Origin of the sequence: Vogesella facilis (genome assembly GCF_042648525.1) — a bacterium.
In the GTDB taxonomy this organism is placed as follows: domain Bacteria; phylum Pseudomonadota; class Gammaproteobacteria; order Burkholderiales; family Chromobacteriaceae; genus Vogesella; species Vogesella facilis.
Genome location: NZ_JBHRXN010000011.1, coordinates 81597 through 96923 on the forward strand (window position 1 = coordinate 81597; position 15327 = coordinate 96923).

The 15327-nt window shown below is 67.1% G+C and carries 13 protein-coding genes; 12 read left to right on the forward strand and 1 reads right to left on the reverse strand.

Annotated features, from left to right (window positions below; genetic code table 11):
- Positions 1-107: 107 nt before the first annotated feature.
- A complete protein-coding gene (locus ACFOLG_RS05820) occupies positions 108-1775 on the reverse strand; it encodes a sensor domain-containing diguanylate cyclase (protein WP_386089505.1) in 1668 nt (555 codons plus the stop codon).
- A 178-nt stretch (positions 1776-1953) separates the two neighbouring features.
- On the opposite strand from ACFOLG_RS05820, the gene cysG reads away from it, so the two are divergent.
- From cysG to ACFOLG_RS05880, 12 genes are read left to right on the forward strand one after another with little or no spacing between them, the layout of a single operon-like run.
- Entirely contained in the window at positions 1954-3360 is a 1407-nt protein-coding gene (cysG, locus tag ACFOLG_RS05825) for a siroheme synthase CysG (RefSeq protein ID WP_386089508.1), read from the forward strand.
- Between the two features lie 54 nt (positions 3361-3414).
- A complete protein-coding gene (locus ACFOLG_RS05830) occupies positions 3415-3828 on the forward strand; it encodes a PTS sugar transporter subunit IIA (RefSeq protein ID WP_386089510.1) in 414 nt (137 codons plus the stop codon).
- Positions 3809-4078 (forward strand): HPr family phosphocarrier protein, encoded by a 270-nt coding sequence (locus ACFOLG_RS05835; protein ID WP_349584087.1) that lies wholly within the window; start codon positions 3809-3811, stop codon positions 4076-4078. The genes ACFOLG_RS05830 and ACFOLG_RS05835 overlap by 20 nt, the downstream gene beginning before the upstream one ends.
- A 41-nt stretch (positions 4079-4119) precedes the next feature.
- Entirely contained in the window at positions 4120-5859 is a 1740-nt protein-coding gene (gene ptsP, locus ACFOLG_RS05840; protein ID WP_386089512.1) for a phosphoenolpyruvate--protein phosphotransferase, read from the forward strand.
- 17 nt (positions 5860-5876) lie between these two features.
- On the forward strand, positions 5877-6956 hold the full coding sequence (gene rfaQ / locus ACFOLG_RS05845; RefSeq protein WP_386089513.1) for a putative lipopolysaccharide heptosyltransferase III: 1080 nt from the start codon (positions 5877-5879) through the stop codon (positions 6954-6956).
- Positions 6953-8092: a glycosyltransferase family 4 protein gene (locus tag ACFOLG_RS05850; protein ID WP_386089515.1), complete on the forward strand. Its 1140-nt coding sequence runs from the start codon at positions 6953-6955 to the stop codon at positions 8090-8092. The genes rfaQ and ACFOLG_RS05850 overlap by 4 nt, the downstream gene beginning before the upstream one ends.
- A complete protein-coding gene (locus ACFOLG_RS05855; protein ID WP_386089516.1) occupies positions 8089-9216 on the forward strand; it encodes a glycosyltransferase family 9 protein in 1128 nt (375 codons plus the stop codon). The genes ACFOLG_RS05850 and ACFOLG_RS05855 overlap by 4 nt, the downstream gene beginning before the upstream one ends.
- A 6-nt stretch (positions 9217-9222) precedes the next feature.
- Positions 9223-10521 carry an O-antigen ligase family protein gene (locus ACFOLG_RS05860; RefSeq protein ID WP_386089518.1) on the forward strand — a complete coding sequence of 433 codons (1299 nt, stop codon included), beginning with the start codon at positions 9223-9225 and terminating at the stop codon, positions 10519-10521.
- Positions 10514-11623, forward strand: coding sequence for a glycosyltransferase family 4 protein (locus ACFOLG_RS05865; protein ID WP_386089520.1), 1110 nt, complete (start codon positions 10514-10516; stop codon positions 11621-11623). Before ACFOLG_RS05860 ends, ACFOLG_RS05865 begins: the two co-directional genes overlap by 8 nt.
- Positions 11624-11632: 9 nt before the next feature.
- Positions 11633-13381: a lipid A export permease/ATP-binding protein MsbA gene (msbA, locus tag ACFOLG_RS05870; RefSeq protein WP_386089809.1), complete on the forward strand. Its 1749-nt coding sequence runs from the start codon at positions 11633-11635 to the stop codon at positions 13379-13381.
- A 1-nt stretch (position 13382) separates the two neighbouring features.
- Positions 13383-14492: a glycosyltransferase family 4 protein gene (locus ACFOLG_RS05875; protein ID WP_386089522.1), complete on the forward strand. Its 1110-nt coding sequence runs from the start codon at positions 13383-13385 to the stop codon at positions 14490-14492.
- Complete coding sequence (locus ACFOLG_RS05880) at positions 14479-15300, forward strand: polysaccharide deacetylase family protein (RefSeq protein ID WP_386089524.1); 822 nt, start codon at positions 14479-14481, stop codon at positions 15298-15300. The genes ACFOLG_RS05875 and ACFOLG_RS05880 overlap by 14 nt, the downstream gene beginning before the upstream one ends.
- The last annotated feature ends 27 nt before the right edge of the window (positions 15301-15327 follow it).

The window sequence follows — 15327 nt, forward strand, 5'->3', positions numbered from 1 at the left end:
GGCTCGCTGCCGCGCGCAAGCTGCCGGCCCTGGCATCGCCTTGCTGCCCCAGTGCGGTGCGCCGGCTCAGCCCGCCTGCTGCCGCGGCACGGTGTTGTTGGTGCGGCTTAGTCGGTGCTGGCCACGCACACGCGGTTGCGGCCATCGTGCTTGGCCTGGTACAGCGCCTTGTCGGCCTGGCGGATCATGTCGCCCAGCGTCAGCACCGTGCCGTCCAGGCTGCACAGGCCGACGCTGACAGTGACCTCGATGGTGTTGCCGTTGCTGGCCATGCTGCAGCTGGCCACCGCCTTGCACACCCGTTGCGCGGCAATGTGGGCTTCTTCCTCGCTGGCGCCGATCAGCAGTGCGGCGAATTCCTCGCCGCCCATGCGGCACACCAGGTCGCTGTTGCGCAGGCCGTCGCTCAGCAGGCGGGCGAAGTGGGTCAGCACGTCGTCGCCGGCCTCGTGGCCGAAGCGGTCGTTGACGGCCTTGAAGTGGTCGAGGTCCAGCATCAGCAGGCTGAGCGGCTTGCCCTGCTGGCGGGCGTCGTGGAAGGCCTTGCCAGCCAGCTCCATGAAGTGGCGGCGGTTGATCAGCCCGGTGAGCGCGTCCTGGGTGGCGAGCTGGAACAGCTGGCTGGCACGTTGCTCCTGCTGGATGGCGATGGCCATCAGGTGCGAGGTGCGCTGGATGATGTTCAGCGTGTGCGGGTCCGGCTGGCGCGGCTCGGCGAAATAGGTGGCGAAGGTGCCCAGCAGCTGGCCGTCGTGCGCCAGGATCGGGTGCGACCAGCAGGCGCGCAGCGCGAACGGACGCACCTGCTCGCGGTATGGCGCCCACAGCGGGTCGCTGTGGATGTCGCTGACGATCACCGCCTGGCTGCGCTCGGCGGCGGTGCCGCAGGAGCCGACGCCCTCGCCGATGGCGATGCCGTCGATCAGCGCCTTGTAGTCCTCCGGCAGCCCGGGGCCGGCGGCCAGGCGCAGGTGCTGGCCGTCCGGCAGCAGCTGCATGATGGAGCTCATCGCGCCGCCGATCTGGCTGTCCATCATGCGGCAGGTCCAGTCCATCACCTCCGGCAGCGGGCGGTCGTTGGCCAGCATTTCCAGCAGCCGGTTCTCGTCGGCCTGCCACAGGCGGTTGGCGTGCTGTTCGGTGATGTCGCGCTCGATGCATAGCAGGCTCTGGATCTCGCCGTCCTCGTTGCTTTCCGGCAGCAGCCGCGCCTCGAACACCAGGTGGCGTTCCGGGCGGCTGATTTCGGTTTCGAAGGTGTAAGGTTGGCCGCTGCTCAGCACCTGGCGGGCGGCATGGTGCATGGCGTCGCTCATGCTGAGCGGCAGGCCGCGGTCATCGATGCCAAGGCCGATGTGATACAGCGGCGGCAGCGGCGAGTGGCTGGCCAGCGCGCTGTTGACGTACAGGCATACCAGCTTGGTGTCGTAGCGGCTGATGATGTCCGGCGAGTTTTCCACCAGGGTACGGAACGCCTGCCGATCCTCGCGCACGCTCAGCAGCAGGCCGTGCGGCAGCGGGGTCAGCAGCCAGTCCAGCAGCAGGCCGTGGTGGAAGTGCTGCAGCGACCAGTTTTGCGGCGTTTGCTGCAGTTGCTGCTGCACCGCCGGCGGCAGCACGCCGGGCGGCAGCGGCTGCCCGACGGCCAGCGGCGGGCATTGCAGCAGCAGCTCGAAGCGTGGCGAAACCAGCTGGATCTGCAATTGCGTGTCCAGCAGCAGGTAGCCGCCGGGCAGGGCGGTGAGGATGGTTTTCAGGGTGGCTGAATCCGGCACGATCCGCTCCGTTTGCGTGTGCATCGACAGGTTGGGCGGCGCCCGACGGGGTAGGTAGCGTGATTGTAGTCATTTTGGCTAGAAAGGGGCGGCAAATCCGTCACTGCGGCACGGCGGCGCGGTCGCCAAGCCGCAGCCGAGCGGGTATCCTCGACGGGATTATTGAGGGGAGCCGCTTGTGGAGTACTTTCCGATCTTCCTGCGCCTGCAGGACGAGCCCTGTCTGCTGGTGGGCGGGGGCGAGGTGGCCGTGCGCAAGGCGCGGCTGTTGCTGTCGGCCGGCGCGCGGCTGACGGTGGTGTCGCCGGCGCTGATGCCGGAGCTGGTCGCGCTGGCGGCCAGCGGCGCCATCCGCCACCTGCCGCGCGCAGTGGCGGCCGAGGATGTCGCCGGCCAGCGCCTGGTGGTGGCGGCCACCGACGATCGCGAGGTGAACCGCATGGTGTCGCAGGCGGCACAGGCGCAGGGCATTCCGGCCAATGTGGTGGACGACCCGGAGCTGTCCAGCTACGTCACTCCGGCCATCATCGATCGCTCGCCGCTGGTGATCGCGGTATCCACCGGCGGTGGCGTGCCGGTGCTGGCACGGCTGATCCGCGCCCGGTTGGAAAGCCTGATTCCGGCCGGTTTCGGCAATCTGGCGCGCTTCGCCAGCCGCTTCCGCGACCAGGTGAAGGCGCGCTTCGGCAATGTGGAGCAGCGGCGCGCGTTCTGGGAGTCGGTGCTGGAAGGGCCGCTGGCGGAACGGGTGATGAACGGCGACGAAGCCGCCGCCGAGGCCGAGATGCTGGCCAGGTTGGCCGCAGTCGATACGCCGCCGTCCGGCGCGGTGTACCTGGTGGGCGCCGGCCCGGGCAACCCGGACCTGCTGACTTTCCGCGCGCTGCGGCTGATGCAGCAGGCCGACGTGGTGCTGTACGACAATCTGGTGGCCGAGCCGCTGTTGGAGCTGGTGCGCCGCGATGCCGAGCGTATTTTCGTGGGCAAGCAGCGTGCCAACCACACCCTGCCGCAGGAGGACATCAACAGCCTGATGGTGCGCCTGGCCGGCGAAGGCAAGCGCGTGCTGCGGCTCAAGGGCGGCGACCCGTTCACCTTCGGCCGCGGCGGCGAGGAGATCGAGGCACTGGCGGCGGAGGGAATTCCGTTCGAGGTGGTGCCCGGCATTACCTCCGCCAGCGGCGCGGCGGCCTATGCCGGCATTCCGCTGACCCACCGCGACCATGCGCAGTCGGTGACATTTGTTACAGGTCACAAGCAGGACGGCAGCATAACGCTAGACTGGCCGGCGCTGACCCGCGAGCAACAGACCGTGGTGGTGTACATGGGATTGAGCATGGCGGCGGAACTCTGTACCGAGTTTATCCGTCATGGCAAGGCCGCCAGCACGCCGGCCGCGGTGGTGGAGCGCGCCACCACCCTGCAGCAGCGTACCGTGGTTGGTACACTGGAAACCTTGCCTGGCTTGATCCAGGCGCATAGTATCAGTTCGCCCGCGCTGATTATCGTGGGCGATGTGGTGGCGCTGTCGCCGCGGCTGGGCTGGTTCCGCCGTGCGGAAACGGCGCCGGGAAAGGCGGGCTGACCGCCGGCCGCGGATGCGGCCAACTTGACCGGCACAGGCCGGAGTAAACGAAACATGGTTGGTGTACTGATCATCTCACACGGCAATCTCGGGCACAGCCTGGCCGATTGCGCGCGGCATGTGCTTGGCCGCGTGCCGGACAATCTGGCGGTGATGGCCGTGGAAAAACACGAAGACCCGGAACAGAAGTTCCACGAAGCCAGCGCGCTGGTCGCCAAGCTGCAGCAGGGTGATGGCGTGCTGCTGCTCACCGACATGGTGGGCGGCACGCCGGCCAACATCACCTGGCGGCTGGTGGAAGCCGGCAAGGTGGAGGCGGTGGCCGGCATCAACCTGCCGATGCTGGTGCGCGCGCTGTGCTACAGCAGCCAGCCGCTGGAGGTGGTGGTAGGCAAGGCCATTACCGGCGGGCTGGAAGGGGTCTACTACATGCTGCCAGAGGGGAAAGATGCAAAAGCAACAGATTGAGATCATCAACAAGCTGGGCCTGCATGCACGGGCATCCAGCAAATTCACCCAGACCGCCAGCCGCTTCCGCGCCGAGGTATGGATCGCGCGCAACGGCCGCCGCGTCAACGGCAAGAGCATCATGGGAGTGATGATGCTGGCCGCCGCCAAGGGGGCGCTGGTGGACCTGGAAACCAACGGCGAAGACGAAGATGCCGCCATGGCGGCCCTGGTGGAGCTGATCAACAACCGCTTCGACGAAGCGGAATAAGCCGCCGGCACAACGATAACAACAGGGCGAGGGAGCGAACAATGAGCATCATCTTGCACGGCGTGCCCATCGGTGGCGGTATCGCCATTGGCCGGGCGCACTTGTTGACGCAGAGCATGGATGACGTGGTGCATCTGGTGCTGGACGACGACGAGATTCCCGCCGAGCAGGCCCGCTTCGACCTCGCCGTGCGCGACACCCGCAAGCAGCTGGAGCTGCTGTGGGGCACCATCCCCGAGAACGCGCCCGCCGAGCTGGGCGCGTTCTTGTCATTGCACATCATGCTGCTGTCCGACCCCACCATTTCGCGCGAGCCGCGCGAGCTGGTGGAAAGCCAGCGCTGCAATGCCGAATGGGCGCTGAAGCTGCAGTGCGACACGCTGGTGGCACAGTTCGAGGCCATCGAGGACGACTACCTGCGCGAGCGCAAGCACGACGTGCTGCAGGTGATCGAGCGCATCTTCAAGAACCTGGGTGGCCACAGCACCGAGCTGCAGATCGCCGAGGACCTGGACGAGGACACCATCCTGGTGGCGCACGACCTGTCGCCGGCGGACATGGTGTACTTCAAGGATGCCAGCGTGGCGGCCTTTGTCACCGATGTCGGCGGCGCCACCAGCCACACTGCCATCCTCGGCCGCAGCCTGGACCTGCCATCGGTGATCGCGCTGCACCACGCGCGCGAACTGGTGCGCGAGGAAGAAATGATCATCGTCGATGGCCAGCAGGGGGTGCTGGTGATCGACCCGCCGGCCTCGGTGCTGGCCGAGTACCGCCGCCGCCAGCGCAACTGGGTGGAGGCGCGGCGCAAGCTGTCCAGCATCCGCAAGACCGACGCCATCACCCGCGACGGCACGCCGATCGAGCTGCTGGCCAACATCGAGCTGCCGCAGGATGCGGCCAACGTGTTGGAGTCCGGCGCGGTGGGCGTGGGGCTGTTCCGCAGCGAATTCCTGTTCCTCGGCCGTGACAGCCTGCCGTCCGAGGACGAACAGTACGAAGCCTACCGCGCGGTGGCCGAGGCGACCCGCGGCGCGCCGGTGACGGTGCGTACCATGGACCTGGGGGCCGACAAGAACCCGCGCTGGCTGGGCCACGGCAGCGCCGAGAACCCGGCGCTGGGGCTGACCGGCATCCGCCTGTGCCTGGCCGAGCCGCTGATGTTCCGCGCTCAGCTGCGCGCGCTGCTGCGCGCCTCGCATCACGGCAAGATCCGCATCCTGTTCCCGATGATCAACGGCCTCTCCGAGTTGAAGCAGGCGCTGGTGCAGCTGGAATATGCCAAGCACGAGCTGCGCGAAGAGGCGCTGCCGTTTGCCGCGGAAGTGGAAGTCGGCGCCATGATCGAAATTCCGTCGGCGGCGCTGGTGGTGGGCAGCCTGCTCAAGCACGTGGACTTCCTGTCCATCGGCACCAACGATCTGATCCAGTACACGCTGGCCATCGACCGCAACGACGACTCGGTCAGCCATCTGTACGATCCGGTGCATCCGGCGGTGCTCAAGCTGATCTCGCACACCATCAAGACCGCCACCAAGGCCGGCAAGCCGGTGTCGGTGTGCGGCGAGATGGCCGGTGACGCACGCCTGACCCGGCTGCTGCTGGGCATGGGCCTGCGCCGCTTCTCCATGCACCCGGCCAACCTGCTGCAGGTGAAGCAGAATGTGCTGGACAGCCACCTCGACGAGCTCGGCCCACAGGCCGGCCGTATCCTGCGCAGCGAAGACCCTGATAGAATCGCCGATCTTCTGCAACAACTGAATGCTGGGCCGGGCGCCTGACCCGGCTTTTTTCTTTTATGCTCAAGGATGCTATCGACTTGTCCGCCGTGCGGCGCGTGCTGCTTATCAAGCTGCGCCACCACGGCGACGTGCTGCTCAGCTCGCCGCTGCCGACGGTGCTGAAGAATCACGCCCCGCATCTGGAGATCGACGCGCTGGTGTATCACGACACCCGCGACATGCTGTCCGGCCACCCGGCGCTGAGCGAACTGTTCACCATCGACCGGCAGTGGAAGAAGCTGGGGCCGCTGGGCCAGCTGCGCGCCGAGTGGCAGCTGCTGTCGCGGCTGCGTAGCCGCAACTACGACCTGGTGATCCACCTCACCGAACACAAGCGTGGCGCTTGGCTGTCGCGGCTGCTGTCGCCGCGCTGGTCGGTGGCGCCGGGCGGTGAGCACGGCAAGTTCTTCAAGCGCAGTTTTACCCATCGTTACCCGGTGATCGGCGGTAATCGCCGCCATACCGTGGAAATCCACCTCGACGCGCTGCGCCGGCTGGGCATCTACCCGGCGGCGGACGAGCGTCAGCTGCAACTGGCCATCCCGCAGCCGGCGCGCGAAGTGGTGCGCGCCAAACTGGCAGCCAACGGCGTGACTGGCCGCTATGTATTGATCCACCCGACCTCACGCTGGCTGTTCAAGACCTGGCCGGTGGCGCGCATGGCGGCACTGATCGACGCGCTGACCGCGCGCGGCGAGAGCGTGGTGCTGTCGGCGGCGCCGGACAGCGCCGAAATGGCGATGCTGGCCGACATCCAGTCGCGCTTGGCGCGCCCGGTGGCCAGCCTGGCCGGCGAATTGAACCTGAAACAGTTGGCCGCCTTGATCGACGACGCCGCGTTGTTCGTCGGCATGGACTCGGTGCCGATGCACATGGCGGCGGCGTTGCAGACGCCGTGCGTGGCGCTGTTCGGCCCGTCCGGCGACATTGAGTGGGGGCCGTGGCAGGTGCCGCACCGGCTGCTGACCACCAACATGAGCTGCCGCCCGTGCGGCCGTGACGGCTGCGGCGGCGGCAAGCGCAGCGAATGCCTGGAGCACATCGACGAGCAGCAGGTGCTGGCGGCCATCGCGCAACTGCAGCAGGAGCTGTCATGAAAAAACTCGCCATCGTGCGGCAGAAATACAACCCGGCCGGCGGTGCCGAGCGCATCGTCAGCGCCATTCTGCGCCAGCTGCACGGCCGGCCGGATGTCGATGCCTACCTGATCAACCGCAAATGGCAGCCGATGGAAGGCATCAAGGGCGTGTCGGTCAACCCGTTCTACCTCGGCAATGTGTGGCGCGACCGCAGCTTTGCCCGCGCGGCGAAGGCGCGCTGGCAGCAGGACGGCGCCGACCTGGTGCAGTCGCACGAGCGCATTCCCGGCTGCCATGTCTACCGCGCCGACGACGGCGTGCACCGTGCCTGGCTGGCCTCGCGCCGCGGCGTGAAGGGGCCGCTGGGCATGCTCGGCATGCTGCTCAACCCCTACCACCACTACATGTTGGCCGCAGAGAAGGGCATGTACCGCTCGCCGGCGCTCAAGGGCGTGATCTGCATCTCGCAGATGGTGAAGAACGACATCGTCGCGCATTACGGCGTGGCAGCGGACAAGTGCCACGTGGTTCTCAACGGCATCGACACCGCCTTTTTCAATCCTGAAGAGGCACGAGCCGGGCGTGATAGCCTGCGCGCCGAGCTGGGCATTCCGCCACAGGCGCCGGTGCTGCTGTACGTGGGCTCCGGCTTCGAACGCAAGGGCGTGGCGCAGGCGCTGCAGGCCATCAGCCAGCAGCCCGCGGTATGGCTGGTGGTGGTGGGCGGCGACAAGAAACTGCGTCGCTACCAGCAGCTGGCCCGGCAACTGGGCGTGGCGGAACGGGTGCGCTTTACCGGCGCGCAATCCAATGTGCGTGCCTACTACGGCATGGCCGACGGTTTCATCCTGCCGGCGCTGTACGAGCCGTTCGGCCTGGTGGTGAGCGAGGCGATGGCCTGCGGCCTGCCGGTGCTGGTCAGCACCCGCGTTGGCGCCGCCGAGCTGGTCGAGCCCGGTCGCAGCGGCTGGGTCACCGCGCCGCAGGACGATGCCGGCTGGCGCCAGGCGGTAGCCGGCTGGCTGGCGGCGCGCCAGGGTTGGCCGCAGATGGGCGATGCCGCGCGCCAGCGTGTGGTCGGCCTGACCGAAAAACAGATGGTGGACGGCATGATCGCGCTGTACGAGCGCTGGCTTGCCGGTGCGGCGGCATGAAGAACAGCCGCGTTCCCGGCCGTCTGCTGATCTTCGCGCTGCTGCTGCCGCGGCTGCTGTTCGGCTGGCTGCGCCACAAGCCGGCTGCGGCCAACGTTCGGCGCATCGTGGTGCTGCACCAGTTCCTGCTGGGTGATGCGCTGATGGCCACCAGCCTGCTGGCCAAGCTGCGGCAGCAATACCCCGCCGCCGAGATTCTGCTGGCCTGTCCGCCGCTGCAGGCCGGGCTGTATGCCGCCCGGCCCTACGGCGTGCAGGTGCTGCCGTGGTCGCCGCGCGATTTTTCCGCCATCTGGCGGCTGTGCACGCTGGGCCGGGTGGACTGGGTGCTGCTGATGGGCGAGAACCGCCTGTCTTTCCTGGCACGAGCGATGGGTGCGCGCTGGGTCAGCGGTTTTGCCGGCGAAATGCCGGCCTACAAGAACTGGCTGCTGGACGAGGCGGTGCCGTATGCCGATACGCCGGAAGCCTGGACCGATACCGCTGCGCGGCTGGTGGACGGCCCGGAGCCGGCGCGCTTCGCGCTGGGCGACTGGCCGTTGCCGCAAGCCGCGCTGCCGGACTTGCCGGCGCGCTTCGTGCTGCTGCACGTGGGTGCCAGCTCCGCCACCCGCTACTGGCCGGCGGATAGCTGGACCGCGCTGGCGCAGCTGCTGCGCACACAGGGGCTGGGCATTGTCTGGTCCTGCGGGCCGGGCGAGCAGCAGCTGCTGCCCGTTGCCGGCATCCTGCCGGAGGATACGGTGCTGGCCGGTACGCTGAGCCTGCCGCAGCTGCGGCTGGTGATGGCGCGGGCGCAGGCGAACGTGTGCCCGGATACCGGCGTGGCGCACCTGGCCAAGACCACCGGCCAGCCGCTGGTGATGCTGTTCGGCCCCGGCGCCGAGATACTGTTCGGGCCCGGCCGCTTCTTCGCCGGCTCGCCGTTCGCCGGCGTGGGGCCGGCCTGGTTCCCGTGCCGCAATCAGCGCACCGTTCATCACCGCGAAGTGGACTGGGCGCTGCGCTGCGGCCGTCGCCTCGGCAATGCGCCGCCGGCCTGCCGCCGCCCGCTGTGCATGGAAGCCATCCAGCCCGAAGCCGTGGCCGCCGCCGTTGGCCGCATGCTGCAACCGAATGATTGAGAAGCGATGACTAAAAAGCTGGACCTGCTGTTCCTGTTGCTGGCCCTGGTGTTCGTCACCCTGGCCAATGTGTCGCATACCGTGGCGTTGCGCTACGGGCTGCTGCTGCTGTTCCTGGGCTACGCCGGTTGCAACTGGCGCGCGCTGCTGGGCTTCGTCCGTGGCAGCGGCGTGCTGTGCTGGGCGCTGGCGGCCTTTGTCGGCTATGCCTTCCTGCATGCGTTGCTGTGGTCCAACTGGCCGGAGCTGTCGCTGAGCGAGGCACGCAGCCAGCTGCTGATGGGCCTGCTGTGGTTCGTGGCCGGCGGGGCGCTGTTCTGGCGCCGGCAGGCGCTGTCGATCAAGGATGTGGTGATGCTGGCCGGCGCGCTGCTGTGCGCGGTGGAGCTGGGGCATGCCGCTTATGTGCTGGCGACCACGGGCGCGCTGCCCTATCAGACGGCGTTTACCACCGCCACCAAGCTGGAGCTGACCTTCTTCATCAATACCGTGCTGGTATTCCTGGCGGCGCGCATCTTTGCCGATTTCAGCCCCCGCTTTCACTATGCCAGCCGCCTGCCGCGCTGGTTTCCCTACCTCGCACTGCTGCTGTTGCTGCTGGTCAGCCTGATGGCCGGGGCGCGCAACGGCCTGATCGGCATGGTGTACCTGGTGTTTTCCATGCTGGGCGTGTTGCTGTACTGGGAACGTAAACGCCTAGGCTGGCGCAAGGCGGTGCTCATCGTCGCCGCGATCTGTGCCGCCATCGGCAGCATGGCCAGCTACGCCTATCACAAGGACACTCGCAACCAGGTGTTTGTCGAATCCGCCGATATGGGCTGGCACTATCAGGGCAGCAAGGGTTGGCTGCGGGTGGCGGACTATCCGAAGATGCGCAATGGCCAGGTGGTGGACCCATCCGCCTACGAACGCATCGCCTGGATCAGCCGCGGCCTGGACCTGATCCGCGACAATCCGCTGGGTTACGGCTACGGCCGCAATGCTTTTACCCGTTCACTGACCCATGTCGGCGTGGAGAACAAGGTTGGCCACAGCCATAGCGGCTTCATCGACCTGGGCGTCGGGCTGGGCATTCCGGGCATCCTGCTGTGGCTGCTGTTCTGCCTGTCGCTGATGGTTACCGGCTTGCGGCGTTTCGTGCGCGAGCAGAACACCACCGGCCTGGTGCTGGCGCTGGTGGTGGGCGGCTTCGTTGGCCGCATGCTGATCGAAAGCATCCAGCGCGACCACCTGCTGCACCTGTTCCTGTTCATCGTCGGCGCGCTGCTGGCCGAGCTGCTGTCGCGGGAGTCGCGCCATGCTTGAGCACGTGGTATTCACCGAATCCTCGCGCAACGTCGGCGGGCAGGAGTTGCAGCTGATGCAGCAGATGGCGGCGATGCAGGCGCAGGGCATTGCCTGCACTCTGGTGTGCCCGGCGGGCGGCAAGGTGGATGCCGCGGCGCGTGCACGCGGCCTCGCGGTGGAAAATGCACCGTTCCGCAACAGCCTGCACCTGCCCAGCATCCTGGCGCTGGCGGCGCTGCTGCGCCGCACGCGGGCCGGCATGGTGATCTGCCACAGCGGCCACGATGCCAACAATGCCGCGCTGGCGGCACGGCTGGTGCGGCCGCGGCCCTTCGTGCTGCGCTCGCGCACCTATCTTGCCGGCCGGGTGAAGCCGCTGCCGTACAATGTGCTGGCCGATGCCACCATGGTGCCCAGCCACTACCTGCGCAATGCGCTGCTGGACAACCCGGCGATCCGCGCCGAGCGCATCCACGTGGTGTACCCGGGCATCGACTTTGCCGGCATCGACCAGCGTAGCCATGAAGCCTTGCCCGCCCACGTTGCCGAGTGGCTGGCGGCAGGGCAGGGCCCGCTGCTGCTGCACGTGGCGATGCTGCGCGGCGAGAAGGGCCACCTGCTGATGCTGGAAGTGCTGGCGCAGCTGCGGCAACGTTGGCCGCAACTGCGTTACCTGATTGCCGGCGAGGGCGATGCCCGTGCCGCCATCGCGGCGCGGATTGTCGCGCTGGGCCTGCAGCAACAGGTGTTGCTGGCGGGCTCGGTGATGCCGGCCAGCTGCCTGTTCCGCCATGCCGATCTGTTGGTGATGCCGTCCACCTATGAGCCGCTGGGCATGTCGCAGATCGAGTCGCTGGCGCTGGGTGTGCCGGTGGTGGTCAGCGCTACCGGCGGCATTCCGGAAACCGTGATTGCCGAACGCACCGGCGTGCTGGTGGCGCCGGGTGATGTCGACGCCTGGGCGGCGGCCATCGACCAGGCGCTGTCGGCGCCGCAGGCCATGCGCGAGCTGGCGCAGCAAGGGGCGCTGGACGTGCGCGCCCGCTTTTCCGTTGAACACAATCTGCAGCAGATCCTGGCGCTGCAGGCCGATTTTGCCCGCCGCCAAGCGCGCAGATAGAGAGTGAAATTGCATAATTCCGAGCGAAGCAGCCTGCAGATCTACCTGCGGCTGCTGCAATACCTGAAGCCGTACTGGAAGGTGTTCCTGCTGTCGCTGGTGTCGATGACTGTCGCCGCGCTGACCGAGCCGTTCTTCGCGCGGCTGATGAAGCCGCTGATCGACGGCGGCTTCGTCAACCGCGATCGTTCCGCCATGGTGTGGGTGCCGCTGGCCATCATCGGCGTGTTCGCGGTGCGCGGCATCACCTCCTTCATCAACGAATACAGCTCCAGCTGGCTGACCGGCCACCTGGTGCAGAAGCTGCGCGAAGAAATGTTCGCCAAGATGCTGCGCCTGCCGATCCGCTACTACGACGACAATCAGTCCGGGCGGCTGGTGTCGCGCATCTCCTACGATGTGAACCAGGTGACCGAAGCCGGCTTCAACGTCATCACCGTGACGGTGAAGGACGGCATCACCGCGCTGAGCCTGCTGGGCTGGCTGCTGATTCTGGACTGGCAGCTGACGCTGATCTGTCTGGTGGTGATGCCGGTGGTGACGCTGTCGATGCGCAAGGTGGGCAAGCGCCTGCGCGGCCTGTCGGTGCAGAACCAGCAGAACATGGCGCAGCTGACCCAGGTGCTGAGCGAGAGTATTGACGGCCAGCGCGTGGTGAAGATCTACGATGGCTACGCGCTGGAGCAGAGCCGCTTCAACGACGCCGCCATGTCGCTGCGCCGCAACCAGGTGAAGCAGAGCGCCGCCAGCTCTGCCAACACCGGCGTCACCCAGCTGGTGATTGCCTGTGCGCTGGCCGCCATCCTGTATTTCGCCACCCTGCGCGCGCAGCACGACAGCTTTACCGCCGGCGATTTCATGTCCTTCCTCACCGCGATGATGCTGTTGTTCGCACCGGTGAAGCGGGTGACCGGCGTGGCGCAGGCCATGCAGCGCGGCCTGGCCGCCGCCGACAGCATCTTTACCTTCCTGGATGAACCGGAGGAAGTGGACGAAGGCAAGCAGGCGCTGCCGCAGACCCGTGGCCAGCTGCAGTTCCAGGATGTCAGCTTCAGCTACCCGGGCGCGGAGCGCGATGCGCTGTCTGGCATGAACTTCGCGGTGCAGCCGGGTGAAACCGTGGCGCTGGTGGGTTCTTCCGGCAGCGGCAAGACCACGCTGGCCAGCCTGGTGTCGCGCTTTTACACGCCCAGCGGCGGACAGATCCTGCTGGACGGCATGCCGCTGTCCGACATCCGCCTGGCCGACCTGCGCCGCCACATCGCGCTGGTGAGCCAGGAGGTGGTGCTGTTCAACGACAGCGTGGCCGCCAACATCGCCTATGGCGCGCTGCGCGACATCGACCGCGACAGCATTGTCGAGGCGGCGCGTGCGGCCAACGCGTTGGAGTTCATCGAGGCACTGCCGGAAGGTTTCGACACCGTGATCGGCGAGAACGGCGCCAAGCTGTCCGGCGGCCAGCGTCAGCGGCTGGCGATTGCCCGCGCACTGCTGAAGAACGCGCCGATTCTGATTCTGGACGAGGCCACCAGCGCGCTGGATACCCAGTCCGAGCGCCTGGTGCAGAGCGCGCTGGAAAACCTGATGAAAAACCGTACCACGCTGGTGATTGCCCACCGCCTGTCCACCATCGAGCATGCCGACCGTATCGTGGTGATGCACCAGGGGCATATCAAGGAAATCGGCAACCACCAGGCACTGCTGGCACAGGACGGCATGTACGCCCGGCTGCACCAGTTGCAGTTCAAGGAAAACTGATATGGCAGACCAACTGCTGACCATCCTGCACACCGAGTCGTCCGTTGGCTGGGGCGGCCAGGAACATCGCACCTTCAAGGAAATGGTGGGCCTGAAGAAGCTGGGCCACCGCATCCTGCTGCTGACCCGCGCCGGTGCAAGGTTGGCCGCACGCGCCCGCGAGGCCGGCATCGAAACCTTCGAGATTCCGATCTACAACGCCTTCGACATGCGCGCCATGTGGCGCATTTACAAGCTGATCAAGGCGCAGCGCGTGGACGTGGTGAATACCCACAGCGGCCACGACAGCATCCTCGGCGGGCTGGCCGGGCGTCTGGCCGGCATCAAGGTGGTGCGTACCCGCCACCTGGCGCTGCCGATCACCTCCAAGCTCACCTACTCGGTGCTGCCGCATCACGTGGTGTCGGTCAGCAACTTCGTGCGCAGCTACCTGATTGCTGCCGGCATCCCCGACGAGCAGGTGTCCACCGTGTATACCGGCGTGGACCCGGAGCAGCTGAAGGTGGACGGCGAGCCGTCGCTGCGCCGCGAGCTGGGCTTGCCGGACCATGCCAGGCTGGTGCTCACCGTGGCCATCATGCGTACCGAGAAGGGCCACCGCTTCACCATCCAGGCCGCGCCGCGCATCTTAGCAGCCTGCCCGGATACCTATTTCATCTTCGCCGGCGACGGCCCGCTGTTCGACGAACTCAAGGGCCAGGTGGCCGCCGCCGGGCTGGCGGAGCGCATCCGCTTCCTCGGCCTGCGCCGCGATATCGCCAATGTGCTGGCCTCCTGCGACCTGTTCCTGCTGCCTACCGAGCAGGAGGCGCTGGGCACCGCCTTCATCGAGGCGATGGCCATGGGCCTGCCGGTGATCGGCACCAATGTCGATGGCGTGCCGGAAGTGGTGCACGACGGTGTGAACGGCTTGCTGATCAAGCCCAGCGACCCGCAGAGCCTGGGCGATGCGGTGATCCGCCTGCTGTCCGACGACCCACTGCGCCAGCAGATGGCCGCCAAGAGCCGCGAGCTGGTGGCGGCGCAGTTCTACGTGGACGTGATGTCGCGCAATATGCAGACGCTGCTGCGCAAGGTGGTGGCGCAAGGAGAAGGCAATGGCGCGCGCTGATGCCGTACCGGTACTGATGTACCACCATGTCAGCCCCAACCCGGGGCTGGTGACCGTCTCGCCGGAAACCTTCGATGCGCACATGCACTGGCTGGCACGCAATGGCTGGCACGCGTTGCGTGCCGAGGAGTTCGCTGGTTTCCTCGCCGGCAAGCCGGTGCCGAAAAAGAGCGTGCTGATCACCTTCGACGACGGCTACCTCGACAACTGGGTATATGCGCACCCGGTGTTGCAGCGTTACGGGCTGACTTCGCTGCTGTTCACCATCTCCGGCTGGATCGGCGATGGCGAAGCGCGCGCGGTGGCCGGCCAGGGCCAGCCGCTGCCGCAGATGCCGGATCACAACGGCTGCAAGCAGGCGGTGGCTGAAGGCCGTACCGACCAGGTGATGATGCGCTGGAGCGAGGTCGAGGCGGCGCGCGCCGCCGGTACCTTCGAGTTCCACAGCCACACCCACAGCCATGCGCGCTGGGACAAGCTGTGCACCAGCCGCGAGGAAAAGCGCGACAAGCTGGCGGCCGACCTGGCCGCCGCGCGTGACACGCTGCAGCAGCGGCTGGGCGCGGTGAGCGACCATCTATGTTGGCCGCAAGGCTACTTCGACGATGACTACCGCGAGGTGGCGCGTGCGGCCGGCTTCCGCCACTTCTACACCGTGGACAAGCACATCAACACCACCGGCACCGACCGCGAGCTGATCGGCCGCATCGTCACCAAGGACCGGCAGGGCAGCTGGTTCGGCCAGCGCATGTGGGTATACAGCCGGCCGCTGCTGGGCGCGATGTACCTGGCGCTGCGCGGCAAGTAAACAACGGGGCAACAGCCCCGTTTTTTG

Bases quoted from the DNA above. Each gene is read 5' to 3' on its own strand.
- rfaQ (WP_386089513.1), top strand. From the start codon at position 5,877: ATGCTCAAGGATGCTATCGACTTGTCCGCCGTGCGGCGCGTGCTGCTT.
- ACFOLG_RS05860 (WP_386089518.1), top strand. From the start codon at position 9,223: ATGACTAAAAAGCTGGACCTGCTGTTCCTGTTGCTGGCCCTGGTGTTC.
- ACFOLG_RS05835 (WP_349584087.1), top strand. From the start codon at position 3,809: ATGCAAAAGCAACAGATTGAGATCATCAACAAGCTGGGCCTGCATGCA.
- ptsP (WP_386089512.1), top strand. From the start codon at position 4,120: ATGAGCATCATCTTGCACGGCGTGCCCATCGGTGGCGGTATCGCCATT.
- ACFOLG_RS05880 (WP_386089524.1), top strand. From the start codon at position 14,479: ATGGCGCGCGCTGATGCCGTACCGGTACTGATGTACCACCATGTCAGC.
- ACFOLG_RS05855 (WP_386089516.1), top strand. From the start codon at position 8,089: ATGAAGAACAGCCGCGTTCCCGGCCGTCTGCTGATCTTCGCGCTGCTG.
- ACFOLG_RS05850 (WP_386089515.1), top strand. From the start codon at position 6,953: ATGAAAAAACTCGCCATCGTGCGGCAGAAATACAACCCGGCCGGCGGT.
- ACFOLG_RS05830 (WP_386089510.1), top strand. From the start codon at position 3,415: ATGGTTGGTGTACTGATCATCTCACACGGCAATCTCGGGCACAGCCTG.
- ACFOLG_RS05865 (WP_386089520.1), top strand. From the start codon at position 10,514: ATGCTTGAGCACGTGGTATTCACCGAATCCTCGCGCAACGTCGGCGGG.
- ACFOLG_RS05875 (WP_386089522.1), top strand. From the start codon at position 13,383: ATGGCAGACCAACTGCTGACCATCCTGCACACCGAGTCGTCCGTTGGC.